Raw genomic sequence first — 19020 nt, 5'->3', positions numbered from 1 at the left:
CCAATGTGTCCGCCAGACGGCGCGTCGCTCATACACTCTGGCGCATGCCCGTGAGCGTCGGCCAGGTGCTGGCCACCCCGGCCGTCCAGGCCGGCCATCCCGAGGTGCTGTGCGCCGCCGACCGGGTGGACCGGACGGTGCGTTGGGTGCACGTCTTCGAAGGCCCGGATCCCACAGGCCTCCTGTCCGGCGGGGAGCTGCTGCTCACCACGCTCATCGCGCTTCCGGACGACCCCGGCGAGCAGCGCGGCTACGTCCGCGCGCTGGTCGATGCGGGGGCGGTGGCCCTCGTCATCGAGCTGGGCCGGCGCTTCGCCAAGGTGCCCGACGTCATGGTGGCCGAGGCGGCGGACGCTGAGCTTCCGGTGATCGCGCTGCACAAGGTGGTCAAGTTCGTGACGATCACCGAGGCGGTGCACGCCCAGATCGTCGACGAGCAGCACGACCTCCTGACCTTCGCGCGCCAGGTCCACGAGGCGTTCACCGCGTTCGGTGTCGAGGGCGCCGACGCCCAGACGATCGTCGACCGCACGGCGGCGATGGCGGGCGCCGCCGTCGTCCTCGAGGACCTCGGGCACGAGGCGGTGGCGCACGCGCTCGCCGGGGCGTCCGCGAGCGAGGTTCTCCGCGACTGGTCCGCCCGCTCACGGCTCGCCGCGGAGGGCGCGGGCACGCGGGCGGCCCCCGAGCAGGGCTGGCTGGTCACCGACGTCGGCCCGCGGCAGGGGGTGTGGGGCCGCCTGGTGCTCGTCGGCTCCCCCGCCGTGCCGGAACCCGCCGCCCAGATGCTGCTCGAGCGCGCTGCCCAGGCGCTCGCCGTCGCACGTCTTCTGGAGCGCGACGTCGCCTCCGTGCGAGCGAGGGCCCACGCGCGTCTGCTTGGCGAGCTGTTGCACGCGCGCGGCGGCGTCGAGGAGGACCTGCGGGCCGCAGCCGGGGCGCTCGGCCTCGCACCGGCCTCGCGCTACCTGGCCGTGTGCCTCGCGCCGGTGGGCCCGGCGGCCGAGCGCGACGGCTCGGCGCACGGGTCTGGCATCCTCGCTGCCCCCCAGCGGGACCAGGAGCTCGCCGAGACCGTCGTTGCCGCCGCGGCGACGGCCCGGCTGTCCGCCCTCGTGGCGCCGATCGAGGATGGCGTCGTGGGCGCCCTGGTCGCCCTGACCGGCAAGCTCACCGAGACCACGACCCTGGACCGGCTGGCCCGGGCGCTGGACGGCACACCGGTGCGTCACGTGCGGGCGACGGTCCGCGAGCGCGACGGGCTCGTGCGCGCGGGGGCCGACCTGGCCGAAGCCGCGTACGTCGCCCGCGCGGCGGCGCTCATGCCCGAAAGGCAGCGCCCCGCCTACTACCGCATCACCGACATCGGCATCCGTGGCCTCCTCATGCTCCTCGGCGACGACGCCCGGGTGACCGCCTTCGCCGAGCGGGAGCTGCAGGCCCTGCTCGTCCACGACGCCAAGCACGGCGAGGGGCTGGTGGACGTGTTGCGCCAGTACCTCGAGGCGGGCGGCAACATCGCGGCGTTGGCGCGCGCGTCCCACCTGAGCCGGCAGGCCCTGTACGCGCGGCTGCGCAGCATCGAGCGGGTACTGGGCGCGGACCTCGCCGACGCCGAGACCCGTACCGGGCTGCACGTGGCGCTGCTTGCGAAGGACGTCGCCGCGCGCTGACTCGGCGCGCTTAGTGGGTGCCGGCCAGTGACACCGGCTCGTCGGAGGTTGGGCCGCCTGCCAGGTCGAGGAGCTGCTCGAGCACCTGAGCGACGCCGTCCTCGGCCGCGGGCCGCGCGACGTGCGCGGCCGCGGCGACCGCGTCCGGGTGGCCGCCGCTCATCGCATAGCCTCGCCCCGCCCAGCGCAGCATCTCCACGTCGTTCGGCATGTCCCCGAACGCCACCACGTCCGACCGCGCGACGCCGAGGGACCCGGCGACGTCGGCCAGCGTGGAGGCCTTGGACACCCCCAGCGGGCCCATCTCGAGCAGGGCCATCCCGGTGCTGGAGTGGGTGGGGGCGACGAGGTCTGACAGGTGGGCCCGCCCCAGGGCCAGGAGCTCGTCCGGGCGCGAGGCCGGGCTCAGGGCGACGGCCTTGACGATGGGGGCGCCGTCGAGAAGGTCCTCCACCTGCCTGGCGTGCCGGATCCGCGGCGGGAGCTTCGGCACCAGGCCCTCCGCCCGCCGTCGTCCCCGAAGCTCGAGGTAGCCGCTCTCGACCCGGAGGTCCTCGGTGGTCTCGACGGCGAAGATCACGTCCGGCACCCGCGCGCGCAGACGGCCGGCCACCTCGCGGACGTGCTCGGGCGAGATGGGGTGGGCGGTGGCGACCCGGCTGTGGCCGTCGAGCACCACCGCGCCGTTGGCGCAGATGACCGGCCCGCGGTGACCGGTGGCCTCGAGCACGGGCGGCAGCCAGCGCGGCGGCCGGCCGGTGACGAGGAGCACGGGCACGCCCCGGCGTACGGAGCCCTGGAGGGCCGCGCGGGTGCGGGCGGAGATCGCTCCCCCGTGGGGCAGGATGGTGCCGTCGATGTCGGTGGCGACCAGGCGCGGCGGCCGGGGGCGGCCCGCGTGACCGGCGGATGCGCCGTTCCGAACCGATTCCTGCTTGCCGGTCATGCGTTGCCTCGCCAGCTCCACACCATCTCCGATCCGCACGTAGAACCTTCGGCCACCATGTCACACGGGCGTCGATGGGCGAAAAAGCCCGGATCTCAGCGCGTCGGCCGTGATGTGGGGCACCGGTCCGTCGGCGCCCGCGGGTCGCTGGTGGTCCGCCGCGCTGGCGAGCCGCGCCGGCTCCTCAGCCGGCCCAGTTGTTACCGACCGTCTCGGTCTCCAGCCACCCGGGTCGGCTTCGCCGCGGCGACGATGCGAGGGCCGACCCCCAGGCGGGACGGCCGCTTACGTGCACTCGTGACGGGCCGCTTCCGGCCGGTGGCGGGACTGAACTTCAGTGGGGTGATGGACATGCGTGACTTTCCTCCATGCGCCCCCGTCCCGGGCGCTGCTGCAACTGCGCCGGTGGGACTGCACCTGACAGGGTAGAGCGTCCGGATGACTCAGCGGTAACCCGTGGGTAACGGCGTGGAGAACGGCCGTGGGCAGCGGTGCGCCTTCCGCGCACCGCCACCCGCGCCGGCCCCTACCGGCGCAGCGCCCACCCGTAGCCGCCGCGCCGCTCGGCCGGCACGCCGCCGGCCGGCTCGCGGTCGAGGATCCACACCGGGTTGGAGAAGCCGATGACGGCGTCGTCCGCGCCGCGGACCTCCACGCGCACGTACCGCCCGGACGGCACCGGCAGCACCACGTGCCCGCGCTTGCCCTTCATCTCCAGGTCCTGGCTGGTGATGGCCGGGGTGGGGTCGGCCAGCCCGGCGAAGTCCACCTTGCCGACGACGAGCCGCACGGTGGCGCCGTCGGGCAGGTCCGTAGCGGTGACCTCCACCGGGACCTGGGCGGCCGGCGTGACGGCGACGCCGCCCATGGGCACCACGCCCTGGACGACGATGTCGAGCTCTCCGCGCCAGAACTGGGGGTCGTAGAACCAGGCGCGGCCCCCGCGCAGGGCGGCGAACAGGTCGGCCTCCTCGGTGGAGTCGGCCCACACGGAGGTGATCCACCGCTGCTTCTGGCCGATCCAGTCCTGGCCGCCGTGGTCGTCGCTCACCCCGGTGGCGGTGACGAGAACGGCGTTGCGGGCGGCGGCGTCGAAGCCGTAGACCGACTCGCCGAAGTCCTCCTTGCTGCCGATCTCCACCATGTCGGCGCCCAGCGAGTGGGTCTCGATGAGCAGGCGGGCGAGCCCCGGACCGGACGGGGCCTCCTCCAGCGGGTGGTTGAAGGTCACGAGGCCCTGGTTCGCGTGGACGAAGTCGACCATGTCCAGGGCCGCCTGGACCGTCTTGACCTTGGTAGGTGGGGCATCGCCGTAGTCGGGGAGGGTGAAGTTCCCGCCGTAGAAGTTGAGGTGGCGCACGAGAGAGAGCTCGGAGCCGTGGAACTGACGCACAGCCGGGTAGCGGCGCGCGTACTCCTCCATCAGGGCGGCCTGGATCGCGACCGTGGCGTCGCCGTCGCGGCCCGTGCGCACGAACCGCAGCCGGTCGAACAGGCCCGAGGCCAAGGCGCCGTTGCGGGAGCGGGCGCCGACACGGAGCCGGTGCAGGCCGGAGTCGGCGGCCAGGAGGTCCGGCCACAGCGCCGCGACGTCGGCCTCGAGGTCCAGCGCGAGCCGCTGCCACTGCCCGGGGACGGCGGCGATGCCGACGACGCCGAGCAGCCCGTTCTCCTCCGTCCAGCGCCCGGTCTGCTCGCCGATGCGGTACTCGAGGGTGTAGCGCCCCTTGGGGCGCCCGCCGGTGGCGGGGCGGTAGGAGGACATCACACGCACGACGAGCTCGGCGTCGGCGCTCAGCTGCTCGGCGAGCACGTCGAGCTCCAGCACGGTGCCGGCCACGCTCGTGGTGTAGGTGCTGTTCCACGCGATGCCCTCGTAGAGCAGCTCACCCCACTGCGCTGCCGGCCCCTGGGCGGTGAGACGCATGGCCTTGCCCGGCTCGTCGGGGGTGTGGGGCTCGGCGACAAAGGCCGCGGTGGCGATGTCGAGTGGGCTGCCCGCGAGAATCTGCTTCCAGGTCCATGAGCGCTTGTTCTCGGCCTCGTTGAGGCCCTCGAAGCGCACCGCGTGGCGGTAGCCGTGGGCCTGCATGCGGAAGTCGTGGTCGGTCCACCAGATGACGTCGACGCCGTGCTCGGTGGCCTGCTGGAGGTGTGCCTCCATGCTGCCGACGCCCTCGCTGAAGGACGAGTGGATGTGCATCGCCATGCTGATGGCGCGGGTACCCCGTGTACCGCGCCCGTTGGCGCGGGCGGGAGCAGCGACGGCCGGAACCGGGCCAACGGCGGCCCCGATCCCCAGTGCCGCTCCTGCCGTGAGGACGCCGCGTCGTGTGAGTGCCGATGTCATGCCCTGCTCCTGTTCGTGCCGGCTGATAGCTCACCGGCACGCTAGGTAGCGGACATGACCCGTCCATGAACGGGCGGGGGCCACAGCCCGAACTAGCGGCCCACCACCGAACGTGGGGCCCGACGACGCGAAGCCGACAGCGACGTGGCGTCGGAGAAGGGCGCGCAGACGCCGCCGACCGCTCGAACGTCAGCCGATACGTCGCGGCCCGACCTGCCAGGCCTCCCAGGCGCTGCGGATGATGTCCTCGAGGCGGTGCTCGGCCTTCCAGCCCAGCACCTGCTTGATGCGCTCCGGGTCGCCGACGAGACGCGGTGGGTCGCCCGGGCGGCGGGGCTCGACGTCCGCCGTGGTGTCCAGGCCGGAGACCTCACCGAGGGTGTCGACGACCTGGCGCACCGAGGCGCCCTCCCCCGTGCCGACATTGAAGATGTGCTCGGCGAGCGGGGCGTCGCCCTCGAGGTAGTCCATGGCGGCAAGGTGGGCGTGGGCGAGGTCGAGGACGTGGATGTAGTCGCGGATGCAGGTGCCGTCCGGCGTGGGGTAGTCGTCGCCGAAGATCTTCGGCCGGTCCCCGCGGGCGAGGCGGTCGAGCACCATGGGCACGAGGTTGAGGATCGCCGGGTCGCCCAGCTCGGGCCAGCCGGCGCCGGCGACGTTGAAGTAGCGCAGCGCGGCCCAGCGCAGCCCCCAGGCGCGCTCGCAGTCGGCGAGCATCCACTCCCCGACGAGCTTGGTCTCGCCGTAGGGGTTGATGGGGCGGCAGTCGATGTCCTCCTGAACGAGGCCGACGTCCGGCATGCCATACACGGCGGCCGAGGAGGAGAAGATCATGTTGCTCACGCCGGCGTTCTCCATGGCGGCGAGGACGTTCGCCAGGCCACCGACGTTCTGCTGGTAGTACCAGGCCGGCTTCGCAACCGACTCGCCCACCTGCTTCTTCGCCGCGAAGTGGATGACGGCGGTGACACCCCGCTCCGTCATGAGCTTCTCGAGGGCCTCCTGCCCGCCCGGGGCGGCGACGTCCAGCTCGGCCAGCGTCGCCTGCCCGACCCGCTCGCCGGTGCCGGTGGACAGGTCGTCGACGACGACGACGTCCTCCCCGCGCTCGAGCAGCAGACGGACCACATGGGCGCCGATGTAGCCGGCGCCGCCAATCACCAGGGTGCTCACAGGGCCAGGGTATGTGACGCCGCGGTAGGTCCCATCCTGGCCCGTACGCGTTTCCCAGCTCGTTTGTCTAGTAGTAATGCACGGAGCCGACACCACCACAGTGGTCCGAATCGACTTGTCGTGCGAGCGAAAACGCCCAGGCGCCTCACGCCACGTCGTCACCCAGCGTCACGACCGCCCCGGGGTTCACCTCGAGGTAGTTGGCCACGCTGTCGGCGGCGAGAGCATTGCACAAGGCACCGAAGCGTCCCTCGTCGAGGAGCACGATCGACTGCGCGCCGTCCGGGCTCCTTCCGGTGCCCAAGTTCGGCGCGGTCATAAACACGAGATCGTTCGGGCGGATGTCACGCATCGAGACCGCCAGATTCCGCATCTTCCCCATCGTGAAGCCTTCGTCCACGGCCACGGTCTGCCCCACAGTCTGGAGGAGTCTCGTGAGCCCGACTGGGTCGGCAAGCCGGTCCGCGCGATAAACGGCCTGAAGGATTGAACGCATCCAGTTCTGTTGGCGCTGAACGCGTCCCAAGTCGCCGCCGGGTACGCCGTGACGCTGACGGGCATACGCCAGCGCCTGCTCGCCGTCCAGTGTGTGCGTGCCCGGGGGCAGCGCCACCCCAGTGTTGTCCAGGCCGTTAGGCATCGTGATCTCGACCCCGCCGAGCTCGTCGGTAAGCGCGGCGAACGACTCGAAGTCAGCGATGGCGAAATGGTCGATACGGATGCCGGTGAGGTTCTCGACGGTCTGGATCATCAAGGACGGGCCGCCGAACGAGTAGGCGGCGTTGATCTTGTTCTGGCCGTGGCCGGGGATCTCCACCCAGGAGTCACGGGGGATGGACATGACGTAGGCGTGCTCTCGGTCACCAGAGATCTGAACGACCATCATGGTGTCGGTGCGCTGCGCACCGGCGGCCCACTGCGACGGCTCACCGGCGGAGATTCGCGAGTCCGAACCGAGCACCAGGATGTTGACAGGTCCAGCACCGCTCGCCACTCGGTCCGGCCGGTTGGTGAGGGGGGCAAAGGGGTCGTCGATCCGCTCGATACTGGCGTCGATCCGTGCCTGAAGGTATGCGGCCACGCCCGCCAGCCCAGCGACAAGCACGACGACGATTCCCACGACAATCAACAGCGCCCGGCGAGCACGTCGGCGTCGTTGTTGCCCCCGATCGACTGGCCCGCCTTCCTGAGCGCCGGCGTCTTCGGCGATCCCGGGAGAACTCGTATCGCTGAGGTTCACTCCGCCTCCTGGCCAGTCGGGACGCGCCTAGTTGCGTTGCTGCGAAGTGGCCTTCGGATCAGCAGGCAGGTGCCCACACCAATACACGCTGCATTTGCGTCCCTAATCGTTACCCCTCAGTGCAGCGAGGGTCGCTACTCGAGGTCGCAGTCGTCAAACCAGCGCTCGTCCACGTCGTTCATCACGCCAACCTCCTCGTCTGCCCCCGAAAGTTACACGCCTGACGTGGCATATCGGTAAACCGAGGGCCGTTTTTGCCTCGGCGTGTCCCGACGACTCGCCGTCGTCTCATGTCTGGTCACCGAAAGGGTGGGCAGACCTCGCCCCCGGAGGCAGAATCGAGTACGCGTTCGGAGGGTGCTGCGCGATGCCGCCTGGCAAACTCCGACGGGTGGCGTCCGGTGCAACGGTGCCGGTCGAAGTGCTGCACGAGGGGGTGGGCATGTCGGCAGGAATCGGCGGGGGCAACGCTGTCATCAGCGTGCGCGGAGCCGGGAGCGACCGTGCTTGATCGGCTCGGCGCCCAGGTGCTTGCGGCCCAGGCGTCCATCAAGAACCCGATCGACGGGATCCTGCCCGACTTCACCATCTTCGGCGCCGAGTTCACCCAGTGGTGGCAGAAGGTCTTCGCCGCGCTGTGGGCCCTCGCGCTGCTGGTGACGATCGTGTTCCTGCTCCAGGGGATCGTCGTCATGGCCACCGCCGGGGACAACCCCCACGACCACAGCCGAGGTCGCTCCCGCGCCGTCACGGCCGCCATCTCGCTCGTGTGCGTGGCCGCGTTCGGCGTCATCGTCGGCGCGATCCTCCAGGTCGCGGGCTGACGGGAGCGCGCCCATGAGCACCGGAGCCCCGACGTGACGCCCGGCGTCCTGGGAGCCACCGTCCCGCCCCCGGCGCCGGTGGTCTCCTTCGACGTCGACCCGCTCGGGTTCCTCTTCGCCAACATCAAAGAGGCGGCGCACGGCCTGGCCAGCGACCTGCTGCCCTGGCTGCTCACCGCCACCCAGCCCGACCTCAGCGCCGGCTGGTTCCTCGAGGCCTACCGGATCTCCTTCGCCGCCGCGATCTTCCTGTGGGCGGTGCTGCTGCTGTGGAACGTCGTGCGCGCCGCGCGGCGCCTCATCACCGGCCACGAGCTGCTCGAGTCCTTCACCACCTACTCCGTCCTCTTCCTGGGCGGGGCGATCTACGGGCCGGCGGCCGGATGGGTGGTGGTGCGCTTCTTCGGCGCGCTCAGTCAGTCCCTCATCGACTGGGCCGCGGGCGGCTCGGTCACCGGTGCCGTCGCGAACCTCACCGCGATGATCGACGCCACCGAGCCGAGCGGGGTGGTCGGCGGCGTCGTCGTCGCCCTGCTCGTCATGAGCCTCATGCTCCTCGGGCTGCTGCTCGTCGCGCTGGTGCTGGTCGTGGCCATGGTGACGCTGTACTTCACCGGTGCCCTCGTGCCGCTGGCCCTGGCCTGGCTGGTCGACCCGGCGCACCGGCGCACCGGCACCCGGATGGTGCTGGCGTGGGTGGCGATCCTGGCCGCCAAGCCGCTGCTGTTCTTTCTCATCGGCCTGACGCTGCGGATGACCGCCGCGCAGACCCGCTGGCTGTCCACCGACCCGCGCATCGAGCAGCTCGCCAACCTCACCGCCGCCGCGGTGGCGATGATCCTCGCCGCCCTCGCCCCGATCGCCCTGCTCAGCCTGCGCCCGGCCCCCGCGCCGGACCTGCCCGGCACCGGCGGGACGACGACGGCGGCACGCACCGGTCCCGCGCCGGCCGGGGAGTCCTCGGTCGCCCGGGTGGCCCGACTGCAGGCCAGCCGGCCGCTGTCCCTCGGCGGCTCGGCGACTTTCGACGGCACCGCGACGCTGCTCCCCCTGCTGTCCAACACGGTCCACGGACGTCCCGCGCCGCCCGAGCCGGGCCCGGTGCAGCGCGCCGCGATGGCCCAGCAGTCCCGCGAGGAGGGGCCGGACATCCCTGCGACGCCCGGCGGCCCGGAGGGGACCGGCACCTCCCCTGACGGGGCGACCGGCGCCACCGCCGGCGGTGCCACGCCTGCCGGGGCCCCGGCGGTCGGCGCCGAGGCGGGCCCGGCCGGCGCCTCCGCCGCACGTGCCGACGGCCCTGCGCCCGGCGGTGCGGGCGGCGCCGCACCCGACGCCACCGCCACCGCCGCCGTCGTCCACCGCCACCGCAAGCCGGGGGCCGCCCGATGAGCCGCACCTCGATCCTCGGCGGGGAGAGCGGGCACCGGAGCTTCTTCGGCGGCTCGGTCCCGCACAGCCGGCTCTTCGCGCTGCTGGCGGCCGCCGTCGCCGGCATGGTGCTGACGATCACGCTGGGCACGCCGGGCTTCGCGGGCGGCGCCGCGCTGGTCATCGTCACCTGGCTGGTGACGTCCCCGACCGTGCACGGCTCGCTGGCCGAGCGGTGGGTGGCGCGGCGCCGGTGGAGGGAGCGCACCCGCACGGGCACGGTCGCCTACGTCCCCTTCGACGACGCCCGCTGGACCGAGCTCGGCGCCCGTCGGCGCCACCGGCGTGTCGCCGCCCGGGAGGCCGCCGCGCTGCGCGAGCGCCCCGACGGCGCCGAGGGCATGGGCTGGCTGGACCGGCGCCCCGGCCGGCCCGGCATCGCCTGGCACGCCCCGACCGGTGAGGAGCCGTACCTGTCGGTGGCCTTCGAGGTCTCCGGCCAGGTCCGCGGGATCGAGTCCGAGCACGCCGTGGAGCAGGCCCAGGTGGCCTGGGGGGCGTTCCTCGCCTCGCTGGGCAGCGAGGACTCCCTCGCCCGCGCGGTGCAGAGCGTGACTCGGGTGCTGCCGCCGGACTCCGCGGGCCACGAGGCCTGGGTGGTCTCCCAGGTGGACGCCGACGCCCCCGAGGAGCTGCTGCGCTCCTACGACGACCTGCTCCACCGGATGGGCCGGCGCGAGATGGTCCAGCGCCACTACGTCGCCGTGCGCTGGCCGCTCACCGGGGCCTTCTCCCGCGCCGCCGCCCGCTACGGGCCCGGCCGCGACGGCTGGCGCCGGCTCATGGTCGACGAGGTCGACGCGATCACCCGCGGCCTGCGGCGCGCCCGGATGGGCCGGGTGCGGGCGCTGACCGCGCACGAGGCGGCCGCCGTCATCGCCCACATGCAGAACCCCTCCCGGCCCGTCGACCAGACCCACGACGTCGACCCCGAGGCCCTCGGCCTGCCCAGCACCGACGTCTACTCCGCGCACGTGGTCGACGACGTCGACCCCACCACCGGCGCGCCGGTCCGGTGGTGGCACCGCACCGCGGTCGTCACCGCCACGGCCATGGCCACCGGCGAGCGCAACAGCCTGTGGGTGACGCCGCTGCTGTCGGGGATGCCCGAGCGCATCGTGCGCACCCTGTCGCTGCAGACGTGGATGGTGCCCGCGCGGGAGGCCAAGGCCACCGCCCGTATCGACGCCACCAGCGACCACTCCGAGATCCTGCGCCGACGCGAGGCCGGCCGGCTGCTCGACGACGAGAGCGAGGCCTCCCTCTCCGCCGCCCAGCGCCGCCTCGAGGACCTGCGCCCGGGCACCCAGCACCACGGCGCGGAGTGGCTCGGGCACGTCACCGTCTCCGCGCCCTCGAGAGACGAGCTCGCCCAGGCGGTGCGGCTGGTGACGGCGACGGCGGAGCGGGGCCTGGGCATCGAGCGCCTGGAGTGGCTCGACACCTACCAGGCGGCGGCGTCGGGGTGCACGTGGCCGATCGTGCGCGGCATGCGCCCGCCGGCGCCCACCGCGGCGCAGCGGATGATGCGCTCGCTCAGCGGGCACGGGGCGAGGGAGGCGCTGTGAGCCCGTTCCGCCGTCGGCAGCAGCTGGCCGACCCCGAGACCGCCACGGACGTCGCCGAGGCGACGCCGGACGCCGCACCGGTCGAGGCGACGCCGGAGGACGCACCAGCGGAGGTGGCGGAGGACGCCGCACCCGCCGAGACGGCCCCGCCCAAGAAGCGCCGCAACTTCTTCCGCGCCCCGGTGTCCGCCCCCGGCGAGGGCGAGGGCCGCCCGCCGTGGGAGGCCCGCGGCTGGCCGACCCGGCCCAAGCTGCGGCGCGCCCGGCGCGGCTACTACGCCCCGCTGCACCGCGGCGCTCCCACCACCACCCGGCAGGCGGAGGTGCTCAACACCGCCGTCGTCGCCGCCCCCACCGACGCCGAGGGGGTGGCGATCGGCCGGGACTGCCTGTCCAACGCCGTCGTCGCGCACGACCCGTTCACCGCCTACGCCAAGGGCCTGATCTCCTCCCCCAACGTCCTGGTGCTCGGTGACATCGGCGCCGGGAAGTCGAGCCTGCTCAAGACCGTCTACGTGCTGCGCCCGCTGACCCTCGCCGGGCGCCGGTCGGTGATCTTCGACAAGAAGGACCGCGGCGGCGAGGGCGAGTACTGCGCGCTGGTCGAGCGCTACGGCGCCGCGCCGCTGCGCTTCTCCCTCGAGCCCGGCGGCACGGTCATCAACCTGCTCGACCCGGTCATCACCGGCGGCACCGGCGCGAAGAACCAGGCGCACCTGCTGCAGGTGGCCGCCGAGCTCGCCCAGGGCGGCGCGCCGCTGGACCAGTGGGAGCGCGAGGCGCTGCGCAGCGCCTACCGCCTGGCCATGCGCGCCGCCGAGGCCGACGAGCGCATCCCGGTCCTGCCCGACGTCCTCGCCCAGGCCGGCCACGCGGCCGAGGACCCCGCCTACGCCGACCTCACCCCCGGGGCCCTGGAGCGCCTGCACGAGGCCGGCCTGGGCGTGCGGTTCCTGCTCGACGGGCTGCTCGAGGAGTACTCGGGCATCTTCGACGGGCCCACCTCCCCGTGGGTGTCGCTGGGCGAGAAGCTCACCAGCTTCGACGTCTCCCAGCTGCCCGAGGACGGCCCCGCGGTGCCGACCGTCATGGCCATCGCGAACATGTGGCTGCTCGGCACGCTGCGCCGCGAGCGCGGCCGGTTCACCAACCTCATCGCCGAGGAGGGCTGGCACCTGGTCGGCGGGCCCAACGCCCAGCTCATGCGGGCCAACACCAAGCTCGCCCGCGGGCTGGGCCTGGCGCTGGTCGTCGCCATCCACAAGATCGCCGACATCCCGGCCGACTCCCCCGCGATGACCGTGCTGCAGGAGGCCCAGACGGTGCACTGCTACCGCCAGTCCCGCGCCGACGACATCGACCGGGTGGTGCACGACTTCGGCTTCGAGCCGGGCCTCGCCGCGACGCTGCCGGCGCTGGGTGACGGCTTCCACCTCTTCAAGCGCGGCCGGGATCCCGAGGTCATGGTCGAGCACATCCGCTCGGCGTTCGAGACGGGGCTGACCAACACCGACGAGGCCATGACCCGTGGCGGGCGCAGGTAGGGCCGGCGCGACGGCGGTGCTCGCCGTCGCGCTGCTCGCCGCCTGCTCCCCCACTCCGGAGCCGCCGTCGCCGAGCCCGACGACGACGGCGACCCTCGCGCCGTCGTCGACCCCCTCCCCCACCGACAGCGCCCCGATGGAGGGCGACCTGGGCGGCCAGGACCAGGAGCACACGCCCCCGGTGTGGGACGAGGCAGCCAAGCACGACGCCGAGGCTCAGGCGGTGGCGTTCATGCGCGCGTTCGCCCGGCCGGACCTGCCGGCCCGGGACTGGCTGGCCGGCATCCAGCCGCTCATGGCGCCCGAGGCGCGCACCTACTACGCCGCCGTCGACCCGCGCAACGTGCCGCCCACCGCGGTGACCGGGACCGCCACCGCGCAGGACTGGCCGTCCGCGTACGTGGCGACCGTCGTCGTCGGCACCGACGCAGGCGACTACGCCGTCACCCTCACCCGCACCGCCGCCGGCGCGCCCTGGCTGGTGCAGCACGCCGAGCCGGCGGGTGGGTGAGGTGCGCAAGCTGCTCGCCGCCGTCGTCGTCCTCGCCCTGCTCGGCGGCGCGGGCCTGGCGCTGGTGCTGTTCGTTGGAGCCGGGCTGAGCAACCGGCCGCAGGCGTGGTGCCAGCCCGGCGGGTCCGGCGTCGACGTCGCGGGCGTGCCCGACGGCGAGGTGGCCGGCTACGCCGGGGAGCAGTTGCAGAACGCGGCGACCATCCTGAGAGTGGGCAAGGAGCTCGGGTTCGACCCGTGGGGCCAGACCGTCGCCGTGATGACGGCGATGGGCGAGTCCTCGCTGCGCAACCTGCCCTTCGGCGACGCCGTGCACGGGGTGACCAACCCTGACGGGCGGCCGACCACCTCCGTCGGGCTGTTCCAGCAGCAGGACAACTGGGGCAGTTACGCCGAGCGGATGGCGCCAGAGCGCTCGGCCCGGCTGTTCTTCCAGGCGCTCGACCGGGTGGAGGGCTGGCGCGAGCTCGAGCCGACCATCGCGGCCAACCGGGTGCAGCGCAACGCCGACCCGCGCCACTACGCCAAGTACTGGGCCGACGCCGTCGCGGTGGTGGCCGCGCTCGCCGGGGTACCGGGCGGCCAGCCCACCCCCACGCCGCCGGCCGGGCCGTCGCCCTCGGGCGGGCCGTCACCTTCCGCCACCTCGCCCGGCACGGGTGCCGTGCCGGCCGTCCCCGCCAGCTACGACCTCGGGCCGGTCGCTCCGCACACCGCGGCGGTCGCGGCGGAGATCGGGCAGCGCTTCGCCGTCGCCGAGATCGGCGGGTACCGGGAGAACGCCGTCGACAGCGGCGGCCACCCGGCCGGGCTGGCGCTGGACTTCATGGTGGGCGACGACGCCGCCAAGGGCGACGCGATTGTCGACTACGCCATCGCCAACGCCACGCGCCTCGGGATCGACTACATCATCTGGCGCCAGCGCATCTGGTTCGCCGCCTCCCCCCAGGACGGCTGGCGCCTGATGGACGACCGCGGCAGCCCGACGGCGAACCACATGGACCACCCGCACATCAACCTCTCCCCGGCCCCCGGGCCGGGTGCCGGCGCGCTGACCTGCCTTATGGCGAGCAGCGTGCGCCCGGCGGCGTTCGGCACCGGCCAGTGGCTCGCCCCCCTCGACGCCCCGGTGAGCTCCCGCTACGGGCCGCGGGTGCTCGCCGTCGGCGACGGCGGGGAGGGGTCACACTTCCACGCCGGCACCGACCTCGCCGCCGCGTGCGGCACGCCGGTGTACGCCGCCGCCGAGGGCGTCGTGACGTATGCGGGCGGCCCGTTCCGGGGGCTGACCGGGCGGGTGGTGTTCGTCGACCACGGCGGCGGGGTGGAGACGTCCTACAACCACATGGACGCCGGCGGGGTGCTCGTCCGCTCCGGCGACCACGTGGCCGCCGGTCAGGTCATCGCCCTGGTCGGGAACTCGGGCAACTCCACCGGGTGCCACCTGCACTTCGGGGTGTACGAGAACGGCCGGCACGTCGACCCCGAGCCGTTCATGGCCGCCCTGGGGGCACCGCTGGGCTGAGGCCCGCGGGCTGCGGCGCCGCGCCCGCCCGGCGACCGCTCACCCGAGGGCACTCAGCGCCTCACCAGAAGAACGGCAGCCGCCGGTCCCCGGCCATCCCCAGGTGCCCCAGCGCCAGCAGGATGCCCGCCGCGCCGTCCTCGAGGCCGAGAGGCAGGGGGGTGGACGGCTCGGTGCCGAGGGCGGAGCCGTGCACGGTGAGCGGCTCGAGGAAGGGCCGCATGCGCGCGAACCGCTCCTCCGCCGTCTCCCACGGGTGCGAGCGCAGGTACTGCAGGGCGAGGACCGCGCCCGCGCGTCCGCGCGAGAGGCCGGGCCGCTCGAGCAGCCAGATCTCGGCGGCCTCGGTGATGTCGGCGGCGGCCTGGGCCACCCAGGGGGCGTCGAGGTGCTGCATCGCCTGGTGGAGCACCACGCCGACACCGATGCTGCCCTCGCTGAGCGAGCCGGGCCGCAACCACAGCGGCAGCGCGGCGTGCCGGCCGAACGAGCCCCAGCCCAGCATGGCGAGGTCGTGGCGCAGGCACTGCTCGATGGGCGCGAGGAGGGACTCGTCCTCGGTGAGGTCGTAGACGTGCAGCAGGAACAGCGCCGCGCCCGCCCCGCCACGCATGAGACCGAGGCGGTCCATCCGCGGCTCCTCGCGCAGCTGGTCCGCCAGCGCGCGGGCCAGCGTCTCCACGCGGGCGAGGAGCGCCTCGCCGTCGCGGATGGGGGCCCGCTCGAGCAGGGCCAGGCCGACGCCGGCCAGGCCGTCGGCGAGTGTGAGCCCGAGGTCCTCCGGATCGGTCAGCTCGACGGCGGCCCACTGACGGGCGGCGGCGTCATGGTCGCCCAGGGCGTCCAGGGCGAGCGCGAGGCCGCTGCGGCCCTGCGCGAGTCCGGGGCCGAGCGGCGCCCGGTCGGAGGCCTCGGCGAGCCAGGTCACGAGCGCGTCGGGGACGTGCGCGCCCACCTCGGCGAGCGCCCAGAGCACCCCAGCCATCCCGTGCGAGAAGCCGAGGGCCTGGGCCGGGGGCGGCGGGTCGCCCGCGAGCAGCTCGGTGTCGAGTTGGGCGGCGGCCGCGATGCCACCGGCGAGGCTGGCGACGAGCTGGTGACGCCGGCCCGCGTCCGCGAGGTTGATGACGCGGTCGCGCCGCTCCCCGACGCGGCGTGCCCAGGGCAGCAGCCCGCCGACGGCGTCGCGCTCGCCGCGTCCGCTCGTGACGTGCACCGCGGAGCGCCGGGTGAGAGGCATGACCTCGGCCGGTCGCTCTGGCAGCACCGTGGTGAGCAGGTCAGCAACCGGCACGCGGACGGACGGGACAGACATGGGTGACTTCCTTCGCCATGCCCGGTGCTCCGCCCCAGCAGCCGGGTTCGTGTTCACCGGCCGGGGCCGACGAATGTGATGACCACATGCTGCCCCACGCGGTGGGGGGTGGAACCGTTCAAGGGGTGACAGGGTGCTGCCATGGCCGGAACGTGCCAGGTGGACGCTCCCGCCGCACCGGCGCTCGCCGGGTGACGTCAGCGGCGCGGGACCGGCAGGCCGGCGCTGACCTGGTTGAACGCGTCCTGGATGAACGGCGCGAGGCGCCCGGCGTCGTCGCCGGCGCGCGCCCACAGCTGCAGGGCGGAGCGGAGGCACGACACCGCCGCGGCAGCGACGAGCCAGGGGTAGACGTCCGTGTCCGGCTGCGTGCCGGTCTTCTTGGCGACGGCGCCGCGCAGCCCCTCCTCCAGCCGGTCGTACTGCGCGGACTGGAACGGCAGCAGGGACGGGTAGCGCTGGACGAGCTCGAGCTTCTCGACGATGACGCGCAGCTGCTCGTCCGTCCGGGAGCTGGCGTGGTCGGAGAGCACCTGGCACAGCGCCTTGAGCGGCGGCTCGGCGTCCGCCACCGCGAGGAACGCGGCGACGAGGACGGCGGGGTCGGCCGCGCCGGCCGTCACGACGGCTTCCTCCTTGCAGGAGAAGTAGTTCGAGAAGGTGCGCGGGGAGACGATGGCGGCGCGGGCGATCTCCTCGATGGTGACGTTGTCGAGGCCCTTCTCGCCGGTCAGTCGGAGCGCGGCGTCCGCGAGCGCCTCCCGGGTCATCTGCTTCTTGAGCTCACGCAGACCCATCTCCCGGGCTTCGTTCACCGTCGTCTCCGTCGCCGTCATGCGCCACACCCTAGGGCATGCCGAACCAGCGAGCTTGCTGGGCACGCAGGTTTTCGCGCTTGGTCAGCATGAGGTATTCAGGGCGTGATGATGCCCACAGCGTAGCGTCCGCGCAGCCCCGTCGAGCAGCAGGTGAATCAGCGGCGAAACGGTCCCCGAGCCGGACACCTGAGAGCGGAGGGTGCAATTACGGGCGTCACGCAGCCGCATTCGACAGCCGTTGACGTCCACCGACGATCCACGAACCGCTCACGCCCCGTGTTTGCGCAGTAGGTAAGTCAACCTGGTCTGCACTCTTGCCGGATCAGCAAACATCTGCCACCTTGATCCCAGACGCCGGGTCGCCCGATCCGACGCAGTCCGCGGTCCGGAAATCCGGAGCGCCAAGCCAAGGAAGATCAACATGAACCGTGCAGCCGCTTACCTGCTCACCATGTTCCACGTCGTCCAGGGCCGCTTCGAGGGCCAGAAGGACCGTGGCGCCACCGCCGTCGAGTACGGCCTCATGGTCGGCCTCATCGCCGTCGTGATCATCGTTGCCGTCGCGCTTCTGGGGCGGCAGCTCGACGGCCTCTTCGACAAGGTCACCGAGCAGCTGGGTGCTGGCTCGGGCATCACCGAGTAACCAACCGGCCGGTCCGGCGCAGCGAACCCCCTGAGCGCTGCGCCGGGACCAGCCCGGCAGGTCGGAGGCTCGAGGAACAGAGGAGGCACGGTGAGCCGCAAGCAACGCGATCGCGGCGCAGCCGCCGTCGAGTTCGCCCTGATCCTCCCCCTGCTGCTCCTCCTCGTGGTCGGCATCGCCGAGTTCGGCCGGGCCTACCACCTCCAGACCACCCTCTCGGGCGCCGCCCGCGAAGGCGTGCGAGTGATGGCCCTGCACAACAGCGTGACGAGCACCCGCGAGACGGTCCGCGGCTACGCCCCGGACCTCCACCTCACCGACGACCAGATCCGGGTGACGCCCTCCAGCTGCCTCACCACGGCGTCCACGCCGACGGCGACCGCCACGGTCACCGTCACCTATCCGATGCGCTTCGTCACCGGCCTGTTCGGTGCGGATCTCACTCTCACGGGGAAGGGGACCATGCGATGTCACGGCTGAGGGACGAGCGCGGGGCGGTCAACGTCATTGTGGCGCTGCTCGTCATCCCGCTCATCGGCTTCGCGGCCATCTCAATCGACGTGGCCGCGATGTGGTCCGAGCGTCAGCAGCTCCAGACCGCCGCCGACGCCGCGGCCCTGGCCATCGCGCAGGACTGCGCTCGCGGCAACTGCCGCACCCCGACGGTGACCGCCCAGGATCTGGCGGAGGCGAACGTCGACGATGAGGACGTGCGGGGCCAGGTCCTGACTCCCGGCCTCACCCCCGCGTCTGGCCGCGTCACCGTCCAGACCTCCGGCGTCACCGAGCACTGGTTCGCGCCGGTGCTCGGCGCCGACAGCACCACCCTCGGCGCGCGCGCCACGGCAGCGTGGGGTCGGCCCACGGGCGGGACGGCGGTCCTTCCTCTCGCCCTGCACAAGTGCGAGCTGCAGGCACAGATCAAGCGCCAGGGCGGCAGCCTCACGTCGGCCAGCCCCGTGCTCCTCACCATCCTGCGGTCGAAGGACCTCAAGCTCAGCGACCTGCCCGCCAGCTGGCCCTGCCCGACCACGAACTCCGGCAACCCCGTCCCGGGCGGCTTCGGCTGGCTCAAGACGAATCCGGGCACGTGCCAGACCACCAGTGCCATCGGCACCAACGTCCAGGGATCCGACCCTGGCAACTCCCTGCCGTCCGAGTGCGAGACGACGGACATCAAGGCCCTGCGCAACGCCACGGTGCTGCTGCCCGTCTACGACCGCTACGGCGGTCAGGGCAACTCGGCCTGGTACGACATCGTGGGCTACGCGGCCTTCACCCTCCGCGGGTACGCGTTCGTCGGCCACGGCGGCGACGTCTGGGGCACGCCCTGCCCGCAGAGCGTCAACACCTGCATCAGTGGCCAGTTCGTCGAGTTCGTCGACCTCTCCGACGCCTTCCGCTACGGCGCGGGCGCCCCCGACCTGGGCGCCTCAGTCGTCGCCCTTACCGAGTGAAC

16 protein-coding genes are annotated in these 19020 nt (G+C 73.2%); 10 read left to right on the top strand and 6 right to left on the bottom strand.

The genetic code is table 11. The features are described 5' to 3' along the window. Positions 1-44 precede the first annotated feature (44 nt). Entirely contained in the window at positions 45-1673 is a 1629-nt protein-coding gene (locus GD970_RS04820) for a PucR family transcriptional regulator (RefSeq protein ID WP_152201465.1), read from the top strand. Between the two features lie 10 nt (positions 1674-1683). Here the strand turns inward: GD970_RS04820 and GD970_RS04815 are convergent, their stop codons facing one another. The 4 genes from GD970_RS04815 to GD970_RS04800 form a co-directional block, all read right to left on the bottom strand. Further along, entirely contained in the window at positions 1684-2619 is a 936-nt protein-coding gene (locus tag GD970_RS04815) for an HAD family hydrolase (RefSeq protein ID WP_152201463.1), read from the bottom strand. A 526-nt stretch (positions 2620-3145) separates the two neighbouring features. Continuing rightward, positions 3146-4828: a hypothetical protein gene (locus GD970_RS04810; protein ID WP_152201461.1), complete on the bottom strand. Its 1683-nt coding sequence runs from the start codon at positions 4826-4828 to the stop codon at positions 3146-3148. Between the two features lie 330 nt (positions 4829-5158). Further along, complete coding sequence (gene galE / locus GD970_RS04805; protein WP_152201458.1) at positions 5159-6142, bottom strand: UDP-glucose 4-epimerase GalE; 984 nt, start codon at positions 6140-6142, stop codon at positions 5159-5161. Positions 6143-6287: 145 nt separating this feature from the next. Continuing rightward, on the bottom strand, positions 6288-7382 hold the full coding sequence (locus tag GD970_RS04800; RefSeq protein WP_226925166.1) for an LCP family protein: 1095 nt from the start codon (positions 7380-7382) through the stop codon (positions 6288-6290). 503 nt (positions 7383-7885) lie between these two features. Here GD970_RS04800 and GD970_RS04795 point away from each other — a divergent pair. Genes GD970_RS04795 through GD970_RS22045 form a run of 6 tightly spaced genes read left to right on the top strand, consistent with a single transcriptional unit; the run spans position 7886 to position 14785 of the window. Next, the gene (locus GD970_RS04795) at positions 7886-8206 is read left to right on the top strand and encodes a hypothetical protein (RefSeq protein ID WP_226925165.1); all 321 of its coding nucleotides are present in this window, start codon (positions 7886-7888) and stop codon (positions 8204-8206) included. A 33-nt stretch (positions 8207-8239) separates the two neighbouring features. After that, complete coding sequence (locus tag GD970_RS04790; RefSeq protein WP_152201455.1) at positions 8240-9598, top strand: hypothetical protein; 1359 nt, start codon at positions 8240-8242, stop codon at positions 9596-9598. Continuing rightward, the gene (locus GD970_RS04785; protein WP_152201453.1) at positions 9595-11205 is read left to right on the top strand and encodes a hypothetical protein; all 1611 of its coding nucleotides are present in this window, start codon (positions 9595-9597) and stop codon (positions 11203-11205) included. Before GD970_RS04790 ends, GD970_RS04785 begins: the two co-directional genes overlap by 4 nt. Next, complete coding sequence (locus tag GD970_RS04780; RefSeq protein WP_152201451.1) at positions 11202-12749, top strand: ATP/GTP-binding protein; 1548 nt, start codon at positions 11202-11204, stop codon at positions 12747-12749. The genes GD970_RS04785 and GD970_RS04780 overlap by 4 nt, the downstream gene beginning before the upstream one ends. Continuing rightward, positions 12733-13260, top strand: a complete 528-nt coding sequence (locus tag GD970_RS04775) for a hypothetical protein (RefSeq protein ID WP_152201449.1) — start codon at positions 12733-12735, stop codon at positions 13258-13260. The genes GD970_RS04780 and GD970_RS04775 overlap by 17 nt, the downstream gene beginning before the upstream one ends. A gap of 1 nt (position 13261) precedes the next feature. Then, positions 13262-14785: a M23 family metallopeptidase gene (locus GD970_RS22045; protein ID WP_226925164.1), complete on the top strand. Its 1524-nt coding sequence runs from the start codon at positions 13262-13264 to the stop codon at positions 14783-14785. A 61-nt stretch (positions 14786-14846) separates the two neighbouring features. On the opposite strand, the gene GD970_RS04765 is transcribed toward GD970_RS22045, so the two are convergent. Both GD970_RS04765 and GD970_RS04760 read right to left on the bottom strand, forming a co-directional pair. Next, positions 14847-16100, bottom strand: a complete 1254-nt coding sequence (locus tag GD970_RS04765) for a lanthionine synthetase C family protein (protein ID WP_152201447.1) — start codon at positions 16098-16100, stop codon at positions 14847-14849. Between the two features lie 197 nt (positions 16101-16297). Next, positions 16298-16936, bottom strand: coding sequence for a TetR/AcrR family transcriptional regulator (locus tag GD970_RS04760; RefSeq protein ID WP_152201444.1), 639 nt, complete (start codon positions 16934-16936; stop codon positions 16298-16300). Positions 16937-17339: 403 nt separating this feature from the next. On the opposite strand from GD970_RS04760, the gene GD970_RS04755 reads away from it, so the two are divergent. From GD970_RS04755 to GD970_RS04745, 3 genes are all read left to right on the top strand, one after another. Next, entirely contained in the window at positions 17340-17561 is a 222-nt protein-coding gene (locus GD970_RS04755) for a Flp family type IVb pilin (protein WP_152201441.1), read from the top strand. 90 nt (positions 17562-17651) lie between these two features. Then, on the top strand, positions 17652-18041 hold the full coding sequence (locus GD970_RS04750) for a TadE family protein (RefSeq protein ID WP_152201439.1): 390 nt from the start codon (positions 17652-17654) through the stop codon (positions 18039-18041). Further along, positions 18029-19018: a pilus assembly protein TadG-related protein gene (locus GD970_RS04745; RefSeq protein WP_152201436.1), complete on the top strand. Its 990-nt coding sequence runs from the start codon at positions 18029-18031 to the stop codon at positions 19016-19018. The genes GD970_RS04750 and GD970_RS04745 overlap by 13 nt, the downstream gene beginning before the upstream one ends. Positions 19019-19020 lie beyond the last annotated feature (2 nt).

The organism is Georgenia thermotolerans, from assembly GCF_009193185.1.
Lineage (GTDB): Bacteria > Actinomycetota > Actinomycetes > Actinomycetales > Actinomycetaceae > Georgenia > Georgenia thermotolerans.
This window is presented reverse-complemented; position numbering and strand designations above follow the sequence as displayed.

Excerpts from the sequence above, each read along its gene's own strand:
- GD970_RS04765 (WP_152201447.1), bottom strand. The coding sequence starts at position 16,100 with ATGTCTGTCCCGTCCGTCCGCGTGCCGGTTGCTGACCTGCTCACCACG.
- GD970_RS04815 (WP_152201463.1), bottom strand. The coding sequence starts at position 2,619 with ATGACCGGCAAGCAGGAATCGGTTCGGAACGGCGCATCCGCCGGTCAC.
- GD970_RS04745 (WP_152201436.1), top strand. The coding sequence starts at position 18,029 with ATGTCACGGCTGAGGGACGAGCGCGGGGCGGTCAACGTCATTGTGGCG.
- GD970_RS04760 (WP_152201444.1), bottom strand. The coding sequence starts at position 16,936 with ATGACGGCGACGGAGACGACGGTGAACGAAGCCCGGGAGATGGGTCTG.
- GD970_RS04820 (WP_152201465.1), top strand. The coding sequence starts at position 45 with ATGCCCGTGAGCGTCGGCCAGGTGCTGGCCACCCCGGCCGTCCAGGCC.
- GD970_RS04810 (WP_152201461.1), bottom strand. The coding sequence starts at position 4,828 with ATGGCGATGCACATCCACTCGTCCTTCAGCGAGGGCGTCGGCAGCATG.
- GD970_RS04755 (WP_152201441.1), top strand. The coding sequence starts at position 17,340 with ATGAACCGTGCAGCCGCTTACCTGCTCACCATGTTCCACGTCGTCCAG.
- GD970_RS04785 (WP_152201453.1), top strand. The coding sequence starts at position 9,595 with ATGAGCCGCACCTCGATCCTCGGCGGGGAGAGCGGGCACCGGAGCTTC.